This is a genomic window from Martinezella multihospitum, from assembly GCF_900094585.1.
In the GTDB taxonomy this organism is placed as follows: Bacteria; Pseudomonadota; Alphaproteobacteria; order Rhizobiales; family Rhizobiaceae; genus Rhizobium; species Rhizobium multihospitium.
Genome location: NZ_FMAG01000007.1, coordinates 337,376 through 355,551, shown reverse-complemented (window position 1 = coordinate 355,551; position 18,176 = coordinate 337,376). Strand labels below are relative to the sequence as shown.

General features: G+C 60.0%; 22 protein-coding genes and 1 riboswitch. Of the genes, 9 read left to right on the top strand and 13 right to left on the bottom strand.

The features are described 5' to 3' along the window. The 4 genes from GA0061103_RS26675 to sugE form a co-directional block, all read left to right on the top strand. Positions 1-406, top strand: a 406-nt coding sequence (locus GA0061103_RS26675; RefSeq protein WP_141694474.1) for a zinc-binding dehydrogenase, incomplete at its 5' end; no start/stop codon positions are given. A 73-nt stretch (positions 407-479) separates the two neighbouring features. After that, positions 480-944: a YaiI/YqxD family protein gene (locus GA0061103_RS26670; protein ID WP_092716486.1), complete on the top strand. Its 465-nt coding sequence runs from the start codon at positions 480-482 to the stop codon at positions 942-944. Continuing rightward, positions 941-1,777, top strand: coding sequence for an S-formylglutathione hydrolase (gene fghA / locus GA0061103_RS26665; protein ID WP_092716485.1), 837 nt, complete (start codon positions 941-943; stop codon positions 1,775-1,777). The genes GA0061103_RS26670 and fghA overlap by 4 nt, the downstream gene beginning before the upstream one ends. Positions 1,778-1,910: 133 nt before the next feature. Then, on the top strand, positions 1,911-2,225 hold the full coding sequence (gene sugE, locus GA0061103_RS26660) for a quaternary ammonium compound efflux SMR transporter SugE (protein ID WP_092716483.1): 315 nt from the start codon (positions 1,911-1,913) through the stop codon (positions 2,223-2,225). A 6-nt stretch (positions 2,226-2,231) separates the two neighbouring features. Here the strand turns inward: sugE and GA0061103_RS26655 are convergent, their stop codons facing one another. The 8 genes from GA0061103_RS26655 to GA0061103_RS26620 form a co-directional block, all read right to left on the bottom strand. Beyond that, positions 2,232-2,618 (bottom strand): DoxX family protein, encoded by a 387-nt coding sequence (locus GA0061103_RS26655; protein ID WP_092716481.1) that lies wholly within the window; start codon positions 2,616-2,618, stop codon positions 2,232-2,234. A gap of 136 nt (positions 2,619-2,754) precedes the next feature. After that, positions 2,755-3,147 carry a DoxX family protein gene (locus tag GA0061103_RS26650; protein WP_092716479.1) on the bottom strand — a complete coding sequence of 131 codons (393 nt, stop codon included), beginning with the start codon at positions 3,145-3,147 and terminating at the stop codon, positions 2,755-2,757. 123 nt (positions 3,148-3,270) lie between these two features. Beyond that, complete coding sequence (locus tag GA0061103_RS26645; protein ID WP_092716477.1) at positions 3,271-4,803, bottom strand: acyl-CoA carboxylase subunit beta; 1,533 nt, start codon at positions 4,801-4,803, stop codon at positions 3,271-3,273. A 63-nt stretch (positions 4,804-4,866) separates the two neighbouring features. Beyond that, complete coding sequence (locus GA0061103_RS26640; RefSeq protein WP_092716475.1) at positions 4,867-5,337, bottom strand: hypothetical protein; 471 nt, start codon at positions 5,335-5,337, stop codon at positions 4,867-4,869. A 69-nt stretch (positions 5,338-5,406) separates the two neighbouring features. Then, positions 5,407-6,192: an ATP12 family chaperone protein gene (locus GA0061103_RS26635; protein WP_092716473.1), complete on the bottom strand. Its 786-nt coding sequence runs from the start codon at positions 6,190-6,192 to the stop codon at positions 5,407-5,409. A gap of 9 nt (positions 6,193-6,201) precedes the next feature. Further along, entirely contained in the window at positions 6,202-6,855 is a 654-nt protein-coding gene (locus tag GA0061103_RS26630; protein WP_092716471.1) for an HAD-IA family hydrolase, read from the bottom strand. Beyond that, complete coding sequence (locus GA0061103_RS26625) at positions 6,852-7,850, bottom strand: RluA family pseudouridine synthase (protein ID WP_092716469.1); 999 nt, start codon at positions 7,848-7,850, stop codon at positions 6,852-6,854. Before GA0061103_RS26625 ends, GA0061103_RS26630 begins: the two co-directional genes overlap by 4 nt. A gap of 185 nt (positions 7,851-8,035) precedes the next feature. Next, on the bottom strand, positions 8,036-8,572 hold the full coding sequence (locus GA0061103_RS26620) for a copper chaperone PCu(A)C (RefSeq protein WP_092716468.1): 537 nt from the start codon (positions 8,570-8,572) through the stop codon (positions 8,036-8,038). 168 nt (positions 8,573-8,740) lie between these two features. Beyond that, positions 8,741-8,828, top strand: a riboswitch (glycine riboswitch). A 148-nt stretch (positions 8,829-8,976) separates the two neighbouring features. Here GA0061103_RS26620 and gcvT point away from each other — a divergent pair. The 5 genes from gcvT to GA0061103_RS26595 all read left to right on the top strand — a co-directional run bounded on the left by gcvT (position 8,977) and on the right by GA0061103_RS26595 (position 14,399). Beyond that, complete coding sequence (gene gcvT / locus GA0061103_RS26615) at positions 8,977-10,113, top strand: glycine cleavage system aminomethyltransferase GcvT (RefSeq protein WP_092716466.1); 1,137 nt, start codon at positions 8,977-8,979, stop codon at positions 10,111-10,113. Between the two features lie 25 nt (positions 10,114-10,138). After that, a complete protein-coding gene (gene gcvH / locus GA0061103_RS26610; protein ID WP_092716464.1) occupies positions 10,139-10,501 on the top strand; it encodes a glycine cleavage system protein GcvH in 363 nt (120 codons plus the stop codon). After that, a complete protein-coding gene (gene gcvP / locus GA0061103_RS26605) occupies positions 10,501-13,365 on the top strand; it encodes an aminomethyl-transferring glycine dehydrogenase (protein ID WP_092716462.1) in 2,865 nt (954 codons plus the stop codon). Before gcvH ends, gcvP begins: the two co-directional genes overlap by 1 nt. A gap of 148 nt (positions 13,366-13,513) precedes the next feature. Then, on the top strand, positions 13,514-14,134 hold the full coding sequence (locus tag GA0061103_RS26600; RefSeq protein WP_092716460.1) for an alpha/beta hydrolase: 621 nt from the start codon (positions 13,514-13,516) through the stop codon (positions 14,132-14,134). Between the two features lies 1 nt (position 14,135). Beyond that, positions 14,136-14,399 carry an addiction module antidote protein gene (locus GA0061103_RS26595; protein WP_092716458.1) on the top strand — a complete coding sequence of 88 codons (264 nt, stop codon included), beginning with the start codon at positions 14,136-14,138 and terminating at the stop codon, positions 14,397-14,399. A 55-nt stretch (positions 14,400-14,454) separates the two neighbouring features. Here GA0061103_RS26595 and GA0061103_RS26590 read toward each other — a convergent pair whose 3' ends face one another. The 5 genes from GA0061103_RS26590 to GA0061103_RS26570 all read right to left on the bottom strand — a co-directional run bounded on the left by GA0061103_RS26590 (position 14,455) and on the right by GA0061103_RS26570 (position 18,161). After that, positions 14,455-15,177 carry a T6SS immunity protein Tdi1 domain-containing protein gene (locus tag GA0061103_RS26590; protein WP_092716456.1) on the bottom strand — a complete coding sequence of 241 codons (723 nt, stop codon included), beginning with the start codon at positions 15,175-15,177 and terminating at the stop codon, positions 14,455-14,457. 71 nt (positions 15,178-15,248) lie between these two features. Next, positions 15,249-15,941, bottom strand: a complete 693-nt coding sequence (locus GA0061103_RS26585) for a ZIP family metal transporter (RefSeq protein ID WP_092716454.1) — start codon at positions 15,939-15,941, stop codon at positions 15,249-15,251. Positions 15,942-16,061: 120 nt separating this feature from the next. Continuing rightward, positions 16,062-16,451, bottom strand: coding sequence for a Fe-S cluster assembly scaffold SufA (gene sufA / locus GA0061103_RS26580; protein ID WP_092716452.1), 390 nt, complete (start codon positions 16,449-16,451; stop codon positions 16,062-16,064). Positions 16,452-16,527: 76 nt separating this feature from the next. Continuing rightward, a complete protein-coding gene (locus tag GA0061103_RS26575; RefSeq protein WP_092716450.1) occupies positions 16,528-16,908 on the bottom strand; it encodes an SUF system Fe-S cluster assembly protein in 381 nt (126 codons plus the stop codon). A gap of 11 nt (positions 16,909-16,919) precedes the next feature. After that, positions 16,920-18,161: a cysteine desulfurase gene (locus GA0061103_RS26570; protein WP_092716534.1), complete on the bottom strand. Its 1,242-nt coding sequence runs from the start codon at positions 18,159-18,161 to the stop codon at positions 16,920-16,922. Positions 18,162-18,176 lie beyond the last annotated feature (15 nt).

Sequence of the window (18,176 nt, the reverse complement as noted above, 5' to 3'; positions counted from 1 at the left end):
CGGCGACGATATCGTGCCCTATCTCGTCAACATGACGAAGCGTGGGGCCGACCAGATCGGCGGCGCCGACTACACTTTCGACTGCACGGGCAACACCAAGGTGATGCGCCAGGCACTGGAGGCAAGCCATCGCGGCTGGGGCAAGTCCGTGGTCATCGGCGTTGCCGGCGCCGGCCAGGAGATTTCGACGCGTCCATTCCAGCTGGTGACGGGCCGCTCGTGGATGGGCACGGCCTTCGGCGGCGCGCGTGGCCGTACCGACGTTCCGAAGATCGTCGACTGGTACATGGAGGGCAAGATCCAGATCGATCCGATGATCACCCACACCATGCCGCTCGAAGACATCAACAAGGGCTTTGAGCTCATGCATTCGGGCGAAAGCATCCGCAGCGTCGTGCTCTACTGACGCCTAAATCATTCGAAGAGACATATGCGGCGCGTGAGAAATGCGCCGCATATAGCTGAAAAGATTTGATATTATGATTTATGTCGATGCCGACGCCTGTCCGGTGAAGCCGGAGATCCTGAAGGTTGCCGAACGCCACGGCATCGAGGTGACCTTTGTCGCCAATTCGGGACTGCGGCCATCGCGGGATCCGATGGTGCATAACGTCATCGTCTCCAACGCCTTCGACGCCGCCGACAACTGGATCGCAGAACATGCCGTTGCCGGTGATATCGTCGTCACCGCCGATGTGCCGCTTGCCGGTCGCTGCGTTGCGACGGGAGCGTTGGTGACGGGACCGACCGGCCGCATCTTCGACAAGACCAATATCGGCATGGCAACGGCCATGCGCGACCTCGGCGCCCATCTTCGCGAAACCGGCGAAAGCAAGGGCTACAATGCCGCCTTCTCGCCGCGCGACCGCTCCGCCTTTCTCGAAACCTTCGACCGGCTCTGCCGGCGTGCAAAAACTCACCAGACGCCTGGAGGCCAGCCGTGAACATCATTTCCCAGAACACCGCCTTCGGCGGCATGCAGGGTGTCTTCTCGCATGAATCCGAAGCCTGCAAATGCGAGATGACCTTTGCCGTCTTCGTACCCCCACAGGCAATCAAGGAGCCCCGCCCGGTCCTCTGGTATCTCTCCGGCCTCACCTGCACCCACGCCAACGTCATGGAAAAGGGCGAATATCGCCGCATGGCCGCCGAGCTCGGCCTCATCATCGTCTGCCCGGACACCAGCCCGCGCGGCAATGACGTCCCGGACGAACTGACCAATTGGCAGATGGGCAAAGGTGCCGGCTTCTATCTCGACGCCACGGAGACGCCTTGGGCCGAAAACTACCAGATGTACAGCTACATCACGGAAGAACTGCCTGCGATCATATCGAAGCAATTCCGCGCCGATATGAGCCGCCAGGGTATCTTCGGCCACTCCATGGGCGGCCATGGCGCCATGACGATCGCGCTGAAGAACCCGGATCGCTTCAAGAGCTGCTCGGCCTTCGCTCCGATCATCCAGCCGTCGACGGCCGATTGGTCGGCACCTGCGCTTGAGAAATATCTCGGCAGCGACAAGGCCGCATGGCGCCGATATGACGCCTGCGCGCTCGTCGAGGATGGTGCCCGCTTCCCCGAGTTCCTGATCGACCAGGGCAAGGCTGACAGTTTCCTCGAAAACGGCCTGCGCCCCTGGCTGTTCGAGGACGCCATTAAAGGCACCGATATCAGCCTGAAGCTGCGCATGCACGAGCGCTACGACCACTCCTACTACTTCATCTCCACCTTTATGGACGATCACCTGAAGTGGCATGCCGAACGGCTGGAAAAGTAAGGGTAGTGCCATCGCCTTGAAATAGGCAGCCGACAAAGGCATATAGGAAACACGCAGACGACTGCGGCGGCCGGCAACCAAACCAGCCGTAGACATCGCGGGGACGGCCTCGCTCTTAACAAAGGAGCGTAACATGGCTTGGTTCCTGCTTTTCCTCGCAGGCTTGTTCGAAATCGGCTGGGCCGTCGGCCTGAAATATACCGACGGCTTCACGCGGCCGATGCCGACAGTTCTCACCGTCATCTCCATGGTCATCAGCGTCGTGCTGCTTGGCCTGGCCGTAAAAACCTTGCCGATGGGTACGGCCTATGCGGTCTGGACCGGCATCGGCACCGTCGGCACGGTTCTGCTTGGTATATGGTTGCTCGGCGATCCCGCGACCTTGATTCGGCTACTCTGCATCGGCTTGATCGTGGCAGGCATCGCCGGTCTCAAGCTCACGGCCTGACCGAGATCATCGGCGCTGGCGATTGTCCAGCGCCCAGATTCCCGGTCCGGCAAACACCAGAAACAGGAAGATGAAGCAGAACAGGATCGCCCCATCTCCCTCATTGTTGGCCGGGAAGAAATTGATCGGCATGTGGACCATGAAATAGGCGATCGCCATTTCGCCGCTCAGGAGAAAGGCAATCGGCCGGGTGAAAAACCCAAGCAGGATAAAGATGCCGCCGCCCAGCTCGATAATTCCGGCCACGAAGAATAGCGTCGTGATTTCGTAAGGCGCTGGCGGAAAGCCGAAGACCTTTTGCGTGCCGTGTTCGATGAACAGCACGGCAGTCATGATTCGCAAAATGGCGAGGACAGCGGGCTGATAATGCGACAAGCGCTCGGGAAATGACATGAGGATCTCCGTTCGATAGGGGATGCGAAGGAGATCCTGTCAAAAGTACTCTCGCTTCGCCGACAACGGAGTGAACACGCGAGATACCAATTTATTCGCCGGACCCGACAATCAGCCGAGCCCGACGAAAAGGCTGTCACTTTTTGCTGTTGTCGATCGCCAGCAGGCCCGGGCCTGCGAAGATCAGGAACAGGAAGATGAAGCAATAGAGGATCGCTGCATCACCGCCGTTGTTGGCCGGAAAGAAATTCTTCGGATAATGCGCCATGAAATAGGCGACCGCCATGTTGCCGCAGAGAATGAACGCGACCGGACGGGTAAAGAAGCCGACGATCGTCGCCAATCCACCGACGACTTCAAGGATACCCTGAACCAGAATCAGGGTCGGCAGCGGGCTTGGAAATTGACCGCCGGCCGGAAAGCCGAGCAGCTTCTGCAAGCCGTGTTCGATGAACAATACGCCGGTGACGACACGCAATACGGTAAGAGCATAGGGCTGATATTGATTCAGCCGATCGGAAAGCGCCATGTTAAACTCCAGTTTTAACTCCCCCACGAGGAAGCAATAGAGCGCAGGAGCCGGAACGTGAAAACACGGATTCTGACGCTCAATCAATTTTCCGTGTCAAATCCGTGACTTGTTGTCACATGCTCACAACGGGATGTTGTCGTGCTTCTTCCAGGGATTGGTCAGGTCCTTGTTGCGCAACATTCTAAGCCCCTGCGCCAGCCGGCGCCGGGTCGAGCGAGGCATGATCACTTCGTCGATGTAGCCGCGCTCCGCGGCGACGAAGGGCGACAGGAAGCGGTCCTCATACATCTTGGTATGGGCGGCGATCTTCTCCGGGTCGGCGATATCCTTGCGGAAGATGATCTCGACAGCACCCTTGGCGCCCATGACGGCGATCTGCGCCGTCGGCCAGGCATAGTTGAGATCGCCGCGCAGGTGCTTCGAGGCCATGACGTCATAGGCGCCGCCGAAGGCCTTGCGGGTGATGACGGTCAGTTTCGGCACGGTCGCCTCGGCATAGGCAAAGAGCAGCTTGGCGCCATGCTTGATCAGTCCGCCATATTCCTGCGCCGTCCCCGGCAGAAAGCCGGGTACGTCGACGAAGGTGACGATCGGAATGTTGAAGCAGTCGCAGAAACGGACGAAGCGCGCCGCCTTTCGTGACGCATCGCTGTCGAGCACACCGGCAAGCACCATCGGCTGATTGGCGACGAAGCCGACCGTAGCGCCCTCGATGCGGCCGAAACCGCAAACGATGTTCTTGGCGAAGCTCTCCTGGATCTCGAAGAAATCGCCCTCGTCCGCCACCTTCAGGATCAGTTCCTTGATGTCGTAGGGCTTGTTGGCGTTGGCCGGAATCAGAGTATCGAGCGAAGCATCGGGATCGGTCACGGACTGATAGCACTCGATCTCGGGCACATCTGCCGTGTTCGACTGAGGCAGGAAATCGATGAGACGGCGCACCTGCAAGAGTGTGTCGACATCATTGTCGTAGGCAGCATCGGCGATCGAGGATTTCGTCGTGTGCACAGAAGCACCGCCGAGCTGCTCCGATGTCACCGTTTCATTGGTGACCGTCTTTACGACATCCGGTCCCGTGACGAACATGTAGGAGGTATCGCGCACCATGAAGATGAAATCGGTCATCGCGGGCGAATAGACGTCGCCGCCTGCGCATGGACCCATGATAATGGAAATCTGCGGAATGACGCCGGAGGCCAGCACATTGCGCTGGAATACCTCGGCATAACCGCCCAGTGCGGCCACGCCTTCCTGGATGCGGGCGCCGCCGGCATCATAGATCCCGATGATCGGCGCCCGGTTCTTCAGCGCCATGTCCTGGACCTTGGTGATCTTTTCCGCATGTGCTTCTGAAAGAGATCCACCGAAGACTGTGAAATCCTTGGCAAAAATGAAAACGGTGCGTCCGTTGACCGTGCCCCAGCCGGTCACCACGCCGTCGCCGGCGATCTTGCTCTTGTCCATGCCGAAATCGGTCGAGCGATGCTCGACGAACATGTCGAACTCTTCGAAGGAGCCCTCGTCGAGGAAGATGTCGATGCGCTCGCGGGCCGTTAGCTTGCCGCGCGCATGCTGCGCATCGATCCGCGCCTGCCCGCCGCCAAGCCTTGCGATCTCACGACGACGTTCCAGCTCCTGCAGGATTTCCTTCATGCGGCCCTCTCTCCCTCATCGCTCGGGCTTAGCATGGCGCGAGCCTTGTTTGAAGCTGTTGGCTCAGTTTGCGAGCCGTGGAGTGTTCAGCGAAAAGATGGATCGGATACGCGCGGCGATATCTTCCGCCATCAGCTCATCGGCTGTAGCCGGATCGGGAGCGACGGTCTTTGTCTCGAACGACGCCATGGCAACCACGGCGCCGCCATCGGCTGCCGCCGCATCGATATTGATCTTGGCGCTGCTGCGATCGCGATTGAAGCCGCGCGCCTTGCGGACGTCGCTCAGTCTGACCGTGATGGCAACCTGCGGCAATTGTGGGCTGAAGCTTGTTGCAGCGATCGCGGCGTTGACACGATCATTGACGGCTGCAACCAGCGCCGGCGACACCGGCGGCAAAGCCTCGTCGGCTACGACGGTTGCACTGCGCACGGCATAGGTTGGAGGCGGAGGATCGACGGACCAGCTCGAACACGCAGCCAGTGCCAAACATCCCACGAGCGCCGATATGGCTCCCGACCTCGACAACAACATGATTCCTGTCCCGACTTCCAAGCTTGCAAGATGCGACGATCGATATAAAGGACTGGAAATCAACAATATTCAACTGCGAAGCGCGGAAAAAACGTCGGTTGCGGCCTGAAATTCCTCAAAACGCTGTGCACGGCGCTGTTCGGCTTCTTCATCGCTGCCCCAATGCTCGATCGTCCAATCCTCGTCGAGATGGGCGAGCGACCAGACGTCGGTCAGCGGCAAGAATCCTTCCGCGAAGGCCAGCGCCAGGATCGCCGAGCCGGTGAGCGTCGTGATCGTGTGCAAGCTCGCCAGCTCCATCGGTGTGTCGTACTTGCGCATAGCGGCGGCGAACGCCTCGATAGCTTCGCCCGGCTGCTCCTGGTGCATGACGCCTTCCGCCAGGATGAAGCGGGCACCCAGGTTGCGCGCGGCCCATTCGATGACCGGGTTCCAGCGTTCCGACTGGCGCTCGACAAGCCGCTCAGGCCCGTCGGCACGGTAGCAGAGCAGATCGCTGCCCGAAAAGCGGACGATTTCATCGAACACGGCCTGGTTCTCGGTCGCAACGCCGTCGATCGCCGTATTGACGAGACGCGTCACCGGCATGGTGGCGGGATCGATGACATCGACCTGACGTGCCCATTCGGCCGCCACCAGCCTGGCAAGTGCTTCCGTCGGCAACGCCAAAGAGCGTCGCGCCGGCGTTTTTACCACCTTGCCGTCAAGCGCGATGGCATGGCCATCCTCGTGTTTGTTGATCGTCACTTCCTTGTAGAAGCGTTTCGGCAATGGCTTCTTCATCTGGATCTGCGCGCGGCGGATCGGATCGGGATGGCTGAGACCTTCGGAAAGATCGTTCAACAGGTCGCGCATGGCGTCACCTCAGAGAATATGGCTCAACAAGTCGTTCGGATGGTGGGCTATGGCATCTGCCCCAGCCGCCAGCAATTCCTCGACTGAGGCGTAGCCCCAGGCCACACCGATGGCAGTCGCACCCGCCGCCTTCGCCATCTGCATGTCGTAGATGGCATCGCCGATCACGATCGTATCATGCGGGTTCATGCCGGTCTCGTCACAGCATTCCGTCACCATCGCCGGATGAGGCTTCGACGGGCAATCGTCGGCAGTGCGCGAGACGATGAAATAGGGCGTGAAATCATTGACCTCAAGGATATGGATCAATCCGCGGCGGGATTTGCCCGTCACCGCGCCGATCAGCAATTCATCGCGGGCAGCGAGCGTCTCGATCAGCAGCTTGATGCCGTCGAAAAGAGGCGTCTGCATATCAGCCTCGTCTCGCACCTCGGGAAAGATCGACTTGTAATGCGCCGTCATGGCGATTGCCTCATCGTCGACATGCGGCTTGCCCTGCAGGCGGGCAATGGCGATATCGAGCGTCAGGCCGATGATCGATTTCGTCGCAGAAACATCGGGACGTTTGTAGCCGAAGGCCACGAAGGTGCGCGCCATGACCTCATGGATCAGCCGCGCGCTGTCGACCAGCGTGCCGTCGCAATCGAAAAGTACCAGCTTCATTCGTCGTCCGGCTCCCCCGCCGATTCCATGTCAAATCCGAGAAGATTCCAGGTCTGCACCATATGCGGTGGCAGCGGGGCCGTGACGCGCAGACGGCCGCCGTTCGGATGCGGAATGTCGATGTGGCGTGCATGCAGATGCAGCCGCTTCTGAACACCGCCCGGGAAATCCCAATTCGGATCGTCGTCGAAATATTTGGGGTCGCCGATGATCGGGTGACCCATGTGCAGCGCGTGAACACGCAGCTGGTGCGTGCGGCCGGTATAGGGCTCCATCTCAAGCCAGGCAAGGCTCTGCGCTGCGGTTTCGAGCACGCGGTAGTAGGAGATCGCGTGATCGGCGCCCTCCTCCCCATGCTTGGCGATGCGCATCCGGTCGCCATCGGCCGTTGCCTCTTTCACCAGCCAGGTGGAGATCTTGTCCTCATGCTTGCGCGGCACGCCCTTGACCAGCGACCAATAGGTCTTCTTGGTGTCGCGCTCGCGGAAGGCGGCCGTCAGCTTCTGGGCCGCACCACGGGTACGGGCAACGACGAGGACGCCTGACGTGTCGCGGTCGAGACGATGCACCAGACGCGGCTTCTCGCCCTTCTTGTTCGTCCATGCCTCGAGCATCTTGTCAATGTGACGGGTCAGGCCGGAGCCGCCCTGCACTGCAAGGCCCGCCGGCTTGTTCAGCACGAAGACCTTTTCGTCCTCATGCAGCAGCATGCGCGCAAGAAGTTCCGCATCGCCGGAATGTTTCAGGTCATTGCTCGCAATGGGGCCACCCTTCGGCCCCTTGGCGTCAACATCGAGCGGCGGCACCCGCACCATCTGCCCCGGCTGCACACGCGCATCCGTTTTCACGCGGCCGCCATCGACGCGCACCTGGCCCGAGCGCAGCAGCTTCTGCAACTGACCGAAGCCGAGCCCTGGAAAATGCACCTTGAACCAGCGGTCGAGGCGCATGCCGGCCTCGTCAGGCTCGACCTTAATATGCTCAATCCCGGCCATTCTTCTTCTTTCAAATACCGCAGCATGTCCCAGACGTCGCCAAACCTTGTTCGGCGGGATCATGCGAATTCAAACGACGGGACAATTCGCCCCGTAGCCGGAGATTTCCCGGCCTTTTGACGTGGCTTTAGAGCATTTCGAGGAAAAGTGGAAACCGGAATTGTCAGGTCGAATGATTTTCTGGCTCAGTTTCCCTTGGCCGAGACGACGGGCAGATTGATATCGACCATGCCCGCCTTGTCGAACATCAGCATCACGGGCACAGTACCGCCCTGCTTGAAGGGCGCCTTCACCTGCTTGAACATCATATGCATCGTACTGGGCGCAAGCGTCACGGTCGCGCCGGCGGGAATGGCGATGCCGCCCTTGATCTCGCGCATCTTCATGATCTCGCCTTCCATCTTCATCTCGTGAAGCTCCACCTTGCCGGCGGACGAAGAGGTCACGGAAGTGAGCTTGTCGTCGGTCTTGCCGATGTTGTGGATGGTAATGTAGCCACCGCCGACCGGCTGGCCGGGAAGCATGGCGCGGACATAGCCACCACTGATGTCGAGATCGCCGAGCTTTGCAGATGCCGAGCCGGAAGGTGCTGCTGTGCCCGCATCCATGTGCATTCCAGGCATGGATTTCATCGCGCCATTGTCCTGCGCCATCGCTCCGCTGAGGGGAAGCGAAAACGCACCAATCGAAATCAGCAATGCTGCGGCGTGGTTGCGGTTCATCTTTGTCTCCTACCCGGCCCCTCAATCGATGAGAAGGGATAGCCTCTCCCATGGCAGTTGCAAAGGCCCGTAATCATTGCCAAACGCAGGATTGATCGGGACGACAAAAATTTGTTCAGCGGCGACATTTGCCCCTTGCCATCTCTGCCCGGGACCGGATAATGGCTATCGACCCTGTTGGGAGAATCCGGCGCAAGCCGGTGCCGAAGGAGCAACCGCCCCGGAAACTCTCAGGCCAAAGGACCAGCAAGGGGCAGACGGAACTCTGGAGAGAAACGCGCAAGCGTTCGCCGAAGGGATAACAATCTCAGGCAAACAGACAGAGGGGGCTCATCGTCAGGCGCGCTTGCGCCGAAATTGTGAGCTCTGCGCTTCGAAACGAGCGCAAACCCCGGAGGCGTCATTTGGACGAGACCGCTGCCCTCAAGACCACCCCCCTTCACGCCCTGCATGTGTCGCTCGGCGCCCGCATGGTGCCCTTCGCAGGCTACGACATGCCGGTTCAATATGCGCCCGGCGTGTTGAAGGAACATCTCTGGACTCGATCTTCCGCCGGCCTGTTCGACGTGTCGCATATGGGTCAAGTGACGATCCGCGCCCGTTCCGGCAAATATGAGGATGCCGCGCTCGCACTGGAAAGCCTGGTACCGGTCGATATTCTCGGCCTCGCTGAAAATCGCCAGCGCTACGGCTTCTTCACCGACGATAAGGGGGGCATCCTCGACGATCTGATGATCGCCCATATGGACGACTATCTTTTTGTCGTCGTCAACGCCGCTTGCAAAGAACAGGATTTCAAGCATCTTCAAGATCATATCGGCGATAGTTGCGAAGTTACTTTACTTGATCGCGCGCTGATCGCCCTGCAGGGCCCCCGCGCTGTGGACGTGCTCGCCGAGCTCTGGGCCGACATCGCCCATATGAAATTCATGGATGTGCGCCATTGTCGCCTCCACGATGTCTCCTGCCTCGTGTCGCGCTCCGGCTATAGCGGCGAGGATGGTTTCGAGATCTCCGTGCCCGCGGACAAGGCCGAGGATATCGCCAAGCGTTTGCTGGAGCATCCGGACGTGCAGCCGATCGGCCTCGGCGCCCGCGACTCGCTGCGCCTTGAAGCCGGTCTCTGCCTCTATGGCAACGATATCGACCAGACGACGACGCCGATCGAAGGCGCGCTCGAATGGGCTATCCAGAAAGCCCGCAAGACCGGCGGCGCCCGCGCCGGTGGCTTCCCTGGCGCGGCCCGCATTCTCGGTGAACTCGATGGCGGCACCAAGCGCCGCCGCGTTGGCCTGAAGCCGGACGGCAAGGCGCCGGTGCGCGGCCACTCCAAGCTTTATGCCGATGCGGAAGGCAAGACGGAGATCGGCGAAGTCACGTCTGGCGGTTTCGGCCCAAGCGTCGAATCTCCCGTTGCCATGGGCTACGTACCCACAGATTTCGCCGCCCCCGGCACCACCGTTTACGCTGAAGTACGCGGCAAATACCTGCCTGTCGTCGTCAGCACCCTGCCTTTCATCAAGCCTACCTACAAACGCTGAACGTTTTTTCCAGAGAGGATTACCCATGCTGAAATTCACCGAAGAACATGAGTGGCTGCAGGTTGAGGGCGATGTCGCAACGGTCGGGATCACCGCGCATGCCGCCGAGCAGCTCGGCGATCTCGTTTTCGTGGAATTGCCCGAGGTCGGCGCCAGCTTCTCCAAGGGCGATGACGCGGCAACTGTCGAATCCGTCAAGGCAGCCTCCGAAGTCTATTGTCCGCTCGACGGAGAAATCACCACAGTCAACGAAGCCATCACCGCCGATCCGGCGCTGGTCAATTCCGACCCGATGGGTGCCGGCTGGTTCTTCAAGCTCAAGCTGAAGAATGTCAGCGATCTTGATGGTCTTCTTGATGAATCCGGTTACAAGGAGCTGATCGGATAATGACGACGCCTACGGAATTCACATTCACCGACTACCAGCCATACGATTTTGCCAATCGTCGTCATATCGGTCCGTCTCCGTCGGAGATGACCGAGATGCTGAAAGTCATCGGCTATAACAGCCTCGACGGCCTGATCGACGCGACGCTGCCGCCGGCCATCCGCCAGAAGTCACCGCTCGTCTGGGGCGCTCCGATGACGGAGCGCGAGGCGCTCGACCGGCTGCGCGAGACCGCCAACAAGAACAAGGTTCTCGTTTCCCTCATCGGCCAAGGCTATTACGGCACGATCACGCCACCGGTCATCCAGCGCAACATCCTGGAAAACCCGGCCTGGTACACCGCCTATACGCCCTACCAGCCCGAAATCAGCCAGGGTCGCCTCGAGGCCCTGCTGAACTACCAGACGATGATCAGCGACCTCACGGGTCTCGACGTCGCCAATGCCTCGCTGCTCGATGAAGCAACGGCGGCAGCCGAAGGCATGGCGATGGCCGAACGCGTCGCCAAGTCGAAGGCCAAGGCCTTCTTCGTCGATGCCGCCTGCCATCCGCAGACCATCGCACTGATCAGGACCCGCGCCGAGCCACTCGGCTGGACCGTCATCGTCGGCAATCCCTTCACCGATCTCGATCCGGTCGATGTCTTCGGCGCCATCTTCCAGTATCCGGGCACGCACGGCCACATCAACGACTTCAGCGGCCTGATCGCGCGCCTGCACCAGACCGGCGCAATCGCCATCATGGCCACCGATCTGCTGGCGCTGACGCTGCTGAAGTCTCCCGGCGAAATGGGCGCGGATATCGCCGTCGGCTCCTCGCAGCGCTTCGGCGTGCCTGTCGGCTATGGTGGTCCGCATGCTGCATTTATGGCCGTCAAGGACGACTACAAGCGCTCCATGCCGGGCCGCCTCGTCGGTGTTTCCATTGATGCACGCGGAAATCGCGCCTATCGCCTGTCGCTGCAGACCCGCGAGCAGCACATCCGCCGCGAAAAGGCGACATCGAATATCTGCACCGCCCAGGTGCTGCTCGCCGTCATGGCCTCCATGTATGCGGTCTTCCACGGTCCGCAGGGTCTGAAGGCGATTGCCCAGCAGGTGCATCAAAAGGCCGTCCTGATGGCCAAGGGCTTGGAAAAGCTCGGCTACGCCGTCGAGCCGGAGACTTTCTTCGACACGATCACAGTCGAGGTCGGCCACATGCAGGGTCTTGTCCTGCGTGCAGCCGTCGCAGAGGGCGTGAACCTGCGCAAGGTCGGTGAAACCAGGATCGGCATCAGCCTTGACGAGCGTACGCGCCCGGCAACGGTCGAAGCCGTCTGGCGCACATTCGGCGGCGATTTCCGCATCGCCGATTTCGAGCCTTCCTACCGCCTGCCGAAGACCCTGCTGCGCACCAGCGAATACCTGGCGCATCCGATCTTCCACATGAACCGCGCTGAAAGCGAGATGACGCGTTACATCCGTCGCCTCTCCGACCGCGACCTGGCGCTCGACCGTTCGATGATCCCGCTCGGTTCCTGCACCATGAAGCTGAACGCCACGGCGGAAATGCTGCCAATCACCTGGCCGGAATTTTCGGATATCCATCCGTTCGTCCCGGCCGATCAGGCGCTCGGCTACCGCGAGATGATCGACGATCTCACGGAAAAGCTCTGCGCCGTCACCGGCTACGACGCCTTCTCCATGCAGCCGAACTCCGGCGCGCAGGGCGAATATGCCGGCCTGCTCACCATCCGCAACTACCACATTGCCAATGGCCAGGGTCATCGCGACATCTGCCTCATCCCAACCTCCGCACACGGCACCAATCCTGCCTCGGCACAAATGGCCGGCATGAAGGTCGTGGTCGTCAAGGTCAGCGACGACGGCGATATCGACATGGCCGATTTCCGCGCCAAGACCGAGCAATATGCCGACAACCTCTCCTGCTGCATGATCACCTACCCCTCGACGCATGGCGTCTTCGAGGAGACGGTGAAGGAGATTTGCGATCTCGTGCACAAGCATGGCGGTCAGGTCTATCTCGATGGCGCCAACATGAACGCCATGGTCGGCCTGTCGCGCCCGGGTGATATCGGCTCCGACGTCAGCCACCTGAACCTGCACAAGACGTTCTGCATTCCGCATGGCGGCGGTGGTCCCGGCATGGGCCCGATCGGCGTCAAGGCGCATCTGGCGCCTCACCTGCCCGGCCATCCGGAAACGGACGGCCGCAGCGGTGCTGTCTCGGCGGCGGCCTTCGGTTCGGCCTCCATCCTGCCGATCTCCTGGAGCTACTGCCTGATGATGGGCGGCGAAGGCCTGACCCAGGCGACGAAGGTGGCAATCCTCAACGCCAACTATATCGCCGCCCGCCTCAAGGGTGCCTATGACGTGCTCTATAAGTCCAAGGACGGACGCGTGGCACATGAATGCATCATCGACACCCGTCCGCTGGTCGCAAGCGCCGGCGTCACGGTCGACGATGTCGCCAAGCGCCTGATCGATTGTGGCTTCCACGCACCGACCATGAGCTGGCCGGTTGCCGGCACGCTGATGATCGAGCCGACCGAATCGGAAACCAAGGCCGAGCTCGATCGCTTCTGCGCGGCTATGCTGGCGATCCGCGAGGAAGCCCGCGCCATCGAAGATGGACGGATGGACAAGACCAACAACCCGCTGAAGAACGCTCCGCACACGGTGGAAGACCTCGTCGGTGAGTGGGATCGTCCTTATTCCCGCGAACAGGCCTGCTTCCCGCCCGGCGCGTTCCGCGTGGACAAATACTGGTCTCCGGTCAACCGCATCGACAACGTCTATGGCGATCGCAATCTCATCTGCAGCTGCCCGCCGCTGGAGTCTTACGCCGAAGCGGCAGAGTAAGATTTTTGCAAAAAAGCGAAGCGGTTCAGTCGCTTCGCTGGGAACAGACATAAATCTATTGTGAAACTTGTCTATGAAAGCGCCGCGCCTCCTGTTGGAGGCGCGGCGTTTTTATTAACGCGACAATGGGGCCTTGGAATTCAGATTTATGCCGGAACAACCGGAATTTCACGTCGTCGCCGGGCGAACGGAACGCCCTTCCGCGCCGCTGCTTCTCCTGCATGGGAGCGGCATGGATGAAGCCGCGCTTATTCCTCTCGCCGATTCCGTTGCGCCGCAGCGTCCCTATATGGCGCTGCGAGGCGCCGTTGCCTGGGAGGACGGATTTGCCTTCTTTCGTCGCAATCCCGATCGCAGCCTGGATCAGGTCGATCTCACAAGGCGCACGGATGAACTTTGTCAATTTATCGGAGCGGCTCTGCAGCTAGGGACGCTCAAGCAAGCGCCTGTACTGGTGGGCTTTTCGAATGGTGCGATCATCGCGGCATCCATCCTTCTGCGCCGGCCGCACTTGGCTGCCGCTGCCGTTTTGATGCGACCACTCTCGCCGGCACAGCGGCTGCCATTTCCGCCGCTGGCCGCCTTGCCGATCCTGATCACGTCTGGCACATACGATCAGCGGCGCGAGCCCGGCGACGCCGATATCATGAAAAATCAACTTGCAAACGCCGGCGCGGATGTCAGCGCCCACGTGCTGGCGACCGGTCACGACTTTCACGACGACGACATCGGTATCATCCGCGACTGGCTCATACGGAAAGGCCTATGACATGAACCAGGAGATTTCCCTGAACACCGACAATCCCGACATCTATATCGCGGCAGCTTTCGCCACGGACGATCCTGCCTCGATCGCCAGGGCATTGGGCGAGGTTGCCCGCACGCGCAACATGAGCAAGCTTGCCAAGGATGTCGGCATGAACCGTTCGGCGCTCTATCGTGCGCTGAGCGGCGATGGAAATCCGGAATTCGCGACGATCCTGAAGGTCGTCAGGGCGCTCGGCCTCAAGCTGACGCCGGTGTCGGCCGCGTAATAACAACCGGTGAACTGCCAGCCCGAACTTCGAATGCCTGACCGTGGCGTTGAGATTAGCGCGACCCTATGCGGCGTATCTTCGCGATTTTCCCATAGCCTTGTACATCCATCAGGTGGTAGTCCATGGTCTGCGCTACGATTGAAAAGTGTTCGGCTGCCTTAAGGCGCTTGAGATCGCCAATATCTCTTCGCCCACCAAACGCGAGTACAGGCACAAATCCATAGCACTCGCTAATCTCTAATTGCCCCAGCCCATGCCGAGCTTGCTCGAACAGCGGTCTGCCGGTCTCGTCTCCGTAGTCCAAGGCCTCATCCGAAAGCCAGAACGGAACCGAAACTGCATTGATCGCCTCGGAGCCAGGACGTCGACCTTTTACCAAATTCTTTTGAAATACGTGCCCTTCGTAGAGACTGAGACGGCCGTATCCGAAATCCTCCATCCAAAAAAAGATGTCTCCGAAAGCGGAATAGGCAAAAGCGAAGCATTTATCGGATGAGAACTCTCTATCTACGTTAAATATTAGCGACAATACGCCTTCCATATCGTTGGGGTGGCAGGTCTGTATGCGTCCTCTGCGCAAGACAGATCGACCCATTTCCAAGAAAAATCCCTTTAAGCTGGCGGGGAAGACGCTTGCGAGACCAGTGATCTCGTTTGGGCTGAACTCAATCCGTTCGGATGGCGCTCCATAAGCATCAACAATTTCACTATACCATTTTTGCATTTGAATGCCTCTATCGTGGAACACTCGATAGCAACCTTGTAGTGCAATCATCAAAGTCAATCAGTAAGCACGAAAGCGCCTTGCGAACTCTGCACGCTCTGGGCAGAGCAGCCGATAAATCGCTAACCAATCGCCTCTTCGAGCAGAAGCAGCACGAGGAAGCCGGCAAAGAACATCGCCGTCACCCAGGGGCGATCGGGTGTTTCATGGGCCTCTACCAGCAATTCCTCGGTGACGAGATAGAGAAGCGCAATCAGCCCGAACGCGAAGAAGCCTGTGAGAACCGGGCCGGGCAATGAAGCGATCGGCGTTCCGAGCAAGGCGCCGATCGGTAGCAGCAGCGCAAGCGCTGCCGTGATCGCGACGATCCTGGCTCGAGAGCGAACGCTCTCGCCAAGCTCATTCGCTACCGTCAAGCCAAGGAACAGCACCTCGATCGTCAAGGCGATCGTCAGCAGCAAACCGACCTTCGAACCGGCGGCAAAGCCGATACCGAGCACCAGACCGTCGATCAGGATGTCGATGCCGATGGCGGCCAGAAGGCCAACCGGCCCTTTGGCCCAATTTTCCAACTGTTTGACCAGCAGCATGACGCCAACCCCGATCGCGCCACCGATCACCGTTGCCAAGGGATAGCCGCGATGCATGACATCAGGCAGAATCTCGCCGGCCGCAGCCGCAAACACGACACCGGCGGCAAAATGCTGGATAGCGCTGACAAGATTGGGTCCCGGTCGCGTATTCACCGCAACGGCAGCCCCCGCGATCGCAGCGCCTGCCGGGATCAATGTGTAAACCCATGCCGCAGCCGCCATATGTTCCCCCTCGCGCCATGTCGACCTCGTCCGGCTCAGCCGGTCAGCAAAGGAGCAACAAAAAGACCCTCAGCATTCGTCGATCAAAGCATGAAATGCAGCGAGGTTAAATATGGTGCTTTAAGCGGGCTGCGCGGCCTGACGTTGAGCTGCCAGCGCTGCCAGATCTGCAGGCTTCAGCTCGACGGATTCGCCGCAACCGCAGGCCGACGTCTGGTTCGGATTGGTAAACGTAAAGCCCGAGCGCAGCGTCGTGGTTTCGAAGCCCATTTGGGTGCCGAGCAGATAAAGTACTGCCGACGGCTCAACCCAGACCTTGGCGCCGTCACGCTCGATCAGGTCGTCTTTCGCGTTCGGCTCGGTCACCAGGTCGATGGTATATTCCATCCCGGCGCAGCCGCCCTTCTTGATGCCGACGCGAACGCCCTTGGCATCAGGGCCGGAGTTACCGACGATCGCCTTGACGCGGGCTGCTGCCGCATCCGTCATGCTCATGACTGCAAAGCCCATGGGCTCATTCTCCTTCCGCAACCGGGGTCAAGATCCGGCGCTTCGAGTCTCAATGTAAAGCCGGCGGCTTAAAGCTTCAATACCAGCCGACGGCAACCTGCGCTTCTTCGGACATGCGATCCGGCGTCCACGGCGGATCGAAGGTCATCGAGACGTCGACGCCGGAAACACCTTCGACGGCGCCGACGGCGTTTTCGACCCAGCCCGGCATTTCGCCGGCAACGGGGCAACCTGGCGCGGTCAGCGTCATGACGATCTTCACCATGCGGTCGTCTTCGATGTCGATCTTGTAGACCAGACCCAGCTCGAAAATGTCGGCCGGAATTTCCGGATCGTAGACGGTCTTCAGCGCCGAGATGATGTCGTCGCTGAGGCGTGCCAGCTCATCCTCGGGGATGCTGGAATGCACGATACCCTCGCGCACATCGATCTTCTGTTCGCTTTCGTCGAGTGACATCGCTTGCCTCCTCAGGCAAAGAATTTCCGTGCATATTCCAGTGCGTCGGCCAGGGCATCCACCTCGGCGCGCGTATTGTACATGCCGAACGATGCACGGCATGTGGAGGTGACGCCGAAGCGTTTCAAGAGTGGTTGGGCGCAATGCGTGCCGGCGCGAACAGCAACACCTTGGCGGTCGATCACCATCGAGACGTCGTGGGAGTGAATTCCTGCCAGCTCGAAGGAGAAGATACCGCCCTTGCCGGGCGCCGTACCGATGACGCGCAGCGAATTGATATCGCGCAGCCGTTCCGCCGCATAGGCCGCCAGATCAGCCTCATGCCGCGCAATCGCTTCGCGACCGATGCTGTCCATATAATCGAGCGCGTAACCGAGGCCGATCGCCTGAACGATCGGCGGCGTTCCCGCTTCGAAACGGTGCGGCGGCTCATTGTAGGTGACGTTTTCCTCGGTGACGTCGAAGATCATTTCGCCGCCGCCCTGGAACGGCCGCATCTCGGCGAGCCGTTCCTTCTTGCCGTAGAGAACGCCGATACCCGAGGGGCCGTAGAGCTTGTGACCGGTCATGACATACCAGTCGCAATCGATATCCTGCACGTCGACAGGCATATGCACGGCGCCCTGCGAACCGTCGATCAGAACGGGAATGCCGCGCTCATGGGCGATGCGGCAGACTTCCTTTACCGGAACGACGGTTCCCAGGGCATTCGACATATGGGTGATGGCGACGAGCTTGGTACGCTCGGTCAGGCTCTTCTCGAAATCCTCTATGTGGAACGCGCCCTCGTCATCGACAGGCACCCAGACGAGCTTTGCGCCCTGCCGTTCCCGGATGAAATGCCAGGGGACAATGTTGGAGTGATGCTCCATGATGGAGACGACGATCTCGTCGCCCTCGCCAATCTTCGGCATGCCCCAGCCGTAGGCGACCGTGTTGATCGCTTCCGTCGAGTTCTTGGTAAAGACGATATCGTCGACCGACGGCGCATTCAGGAAGCGGCGCACCTTTTCGCGTGCCGCTTCGTAGGCTTCCGTGGCAGCATTGGACAGGAAGTGCAGGCCGCGATGCACATTCGCATACTCATTCGAATAGGCATGCGAGATGGCATCGATGACGACCTGCGGCTTCTGTGCGGAAGCGCCGTTGTCGAGATAGACCAACGGCTTGCTATGCACCGTTTTCGCCAGGATCGGGAAATCCCGGCGAATGGCTTCGAGGTCATAGGCCGTTGCCGGCACGATCTTGTCCACGAGCTTTGCCTCCAA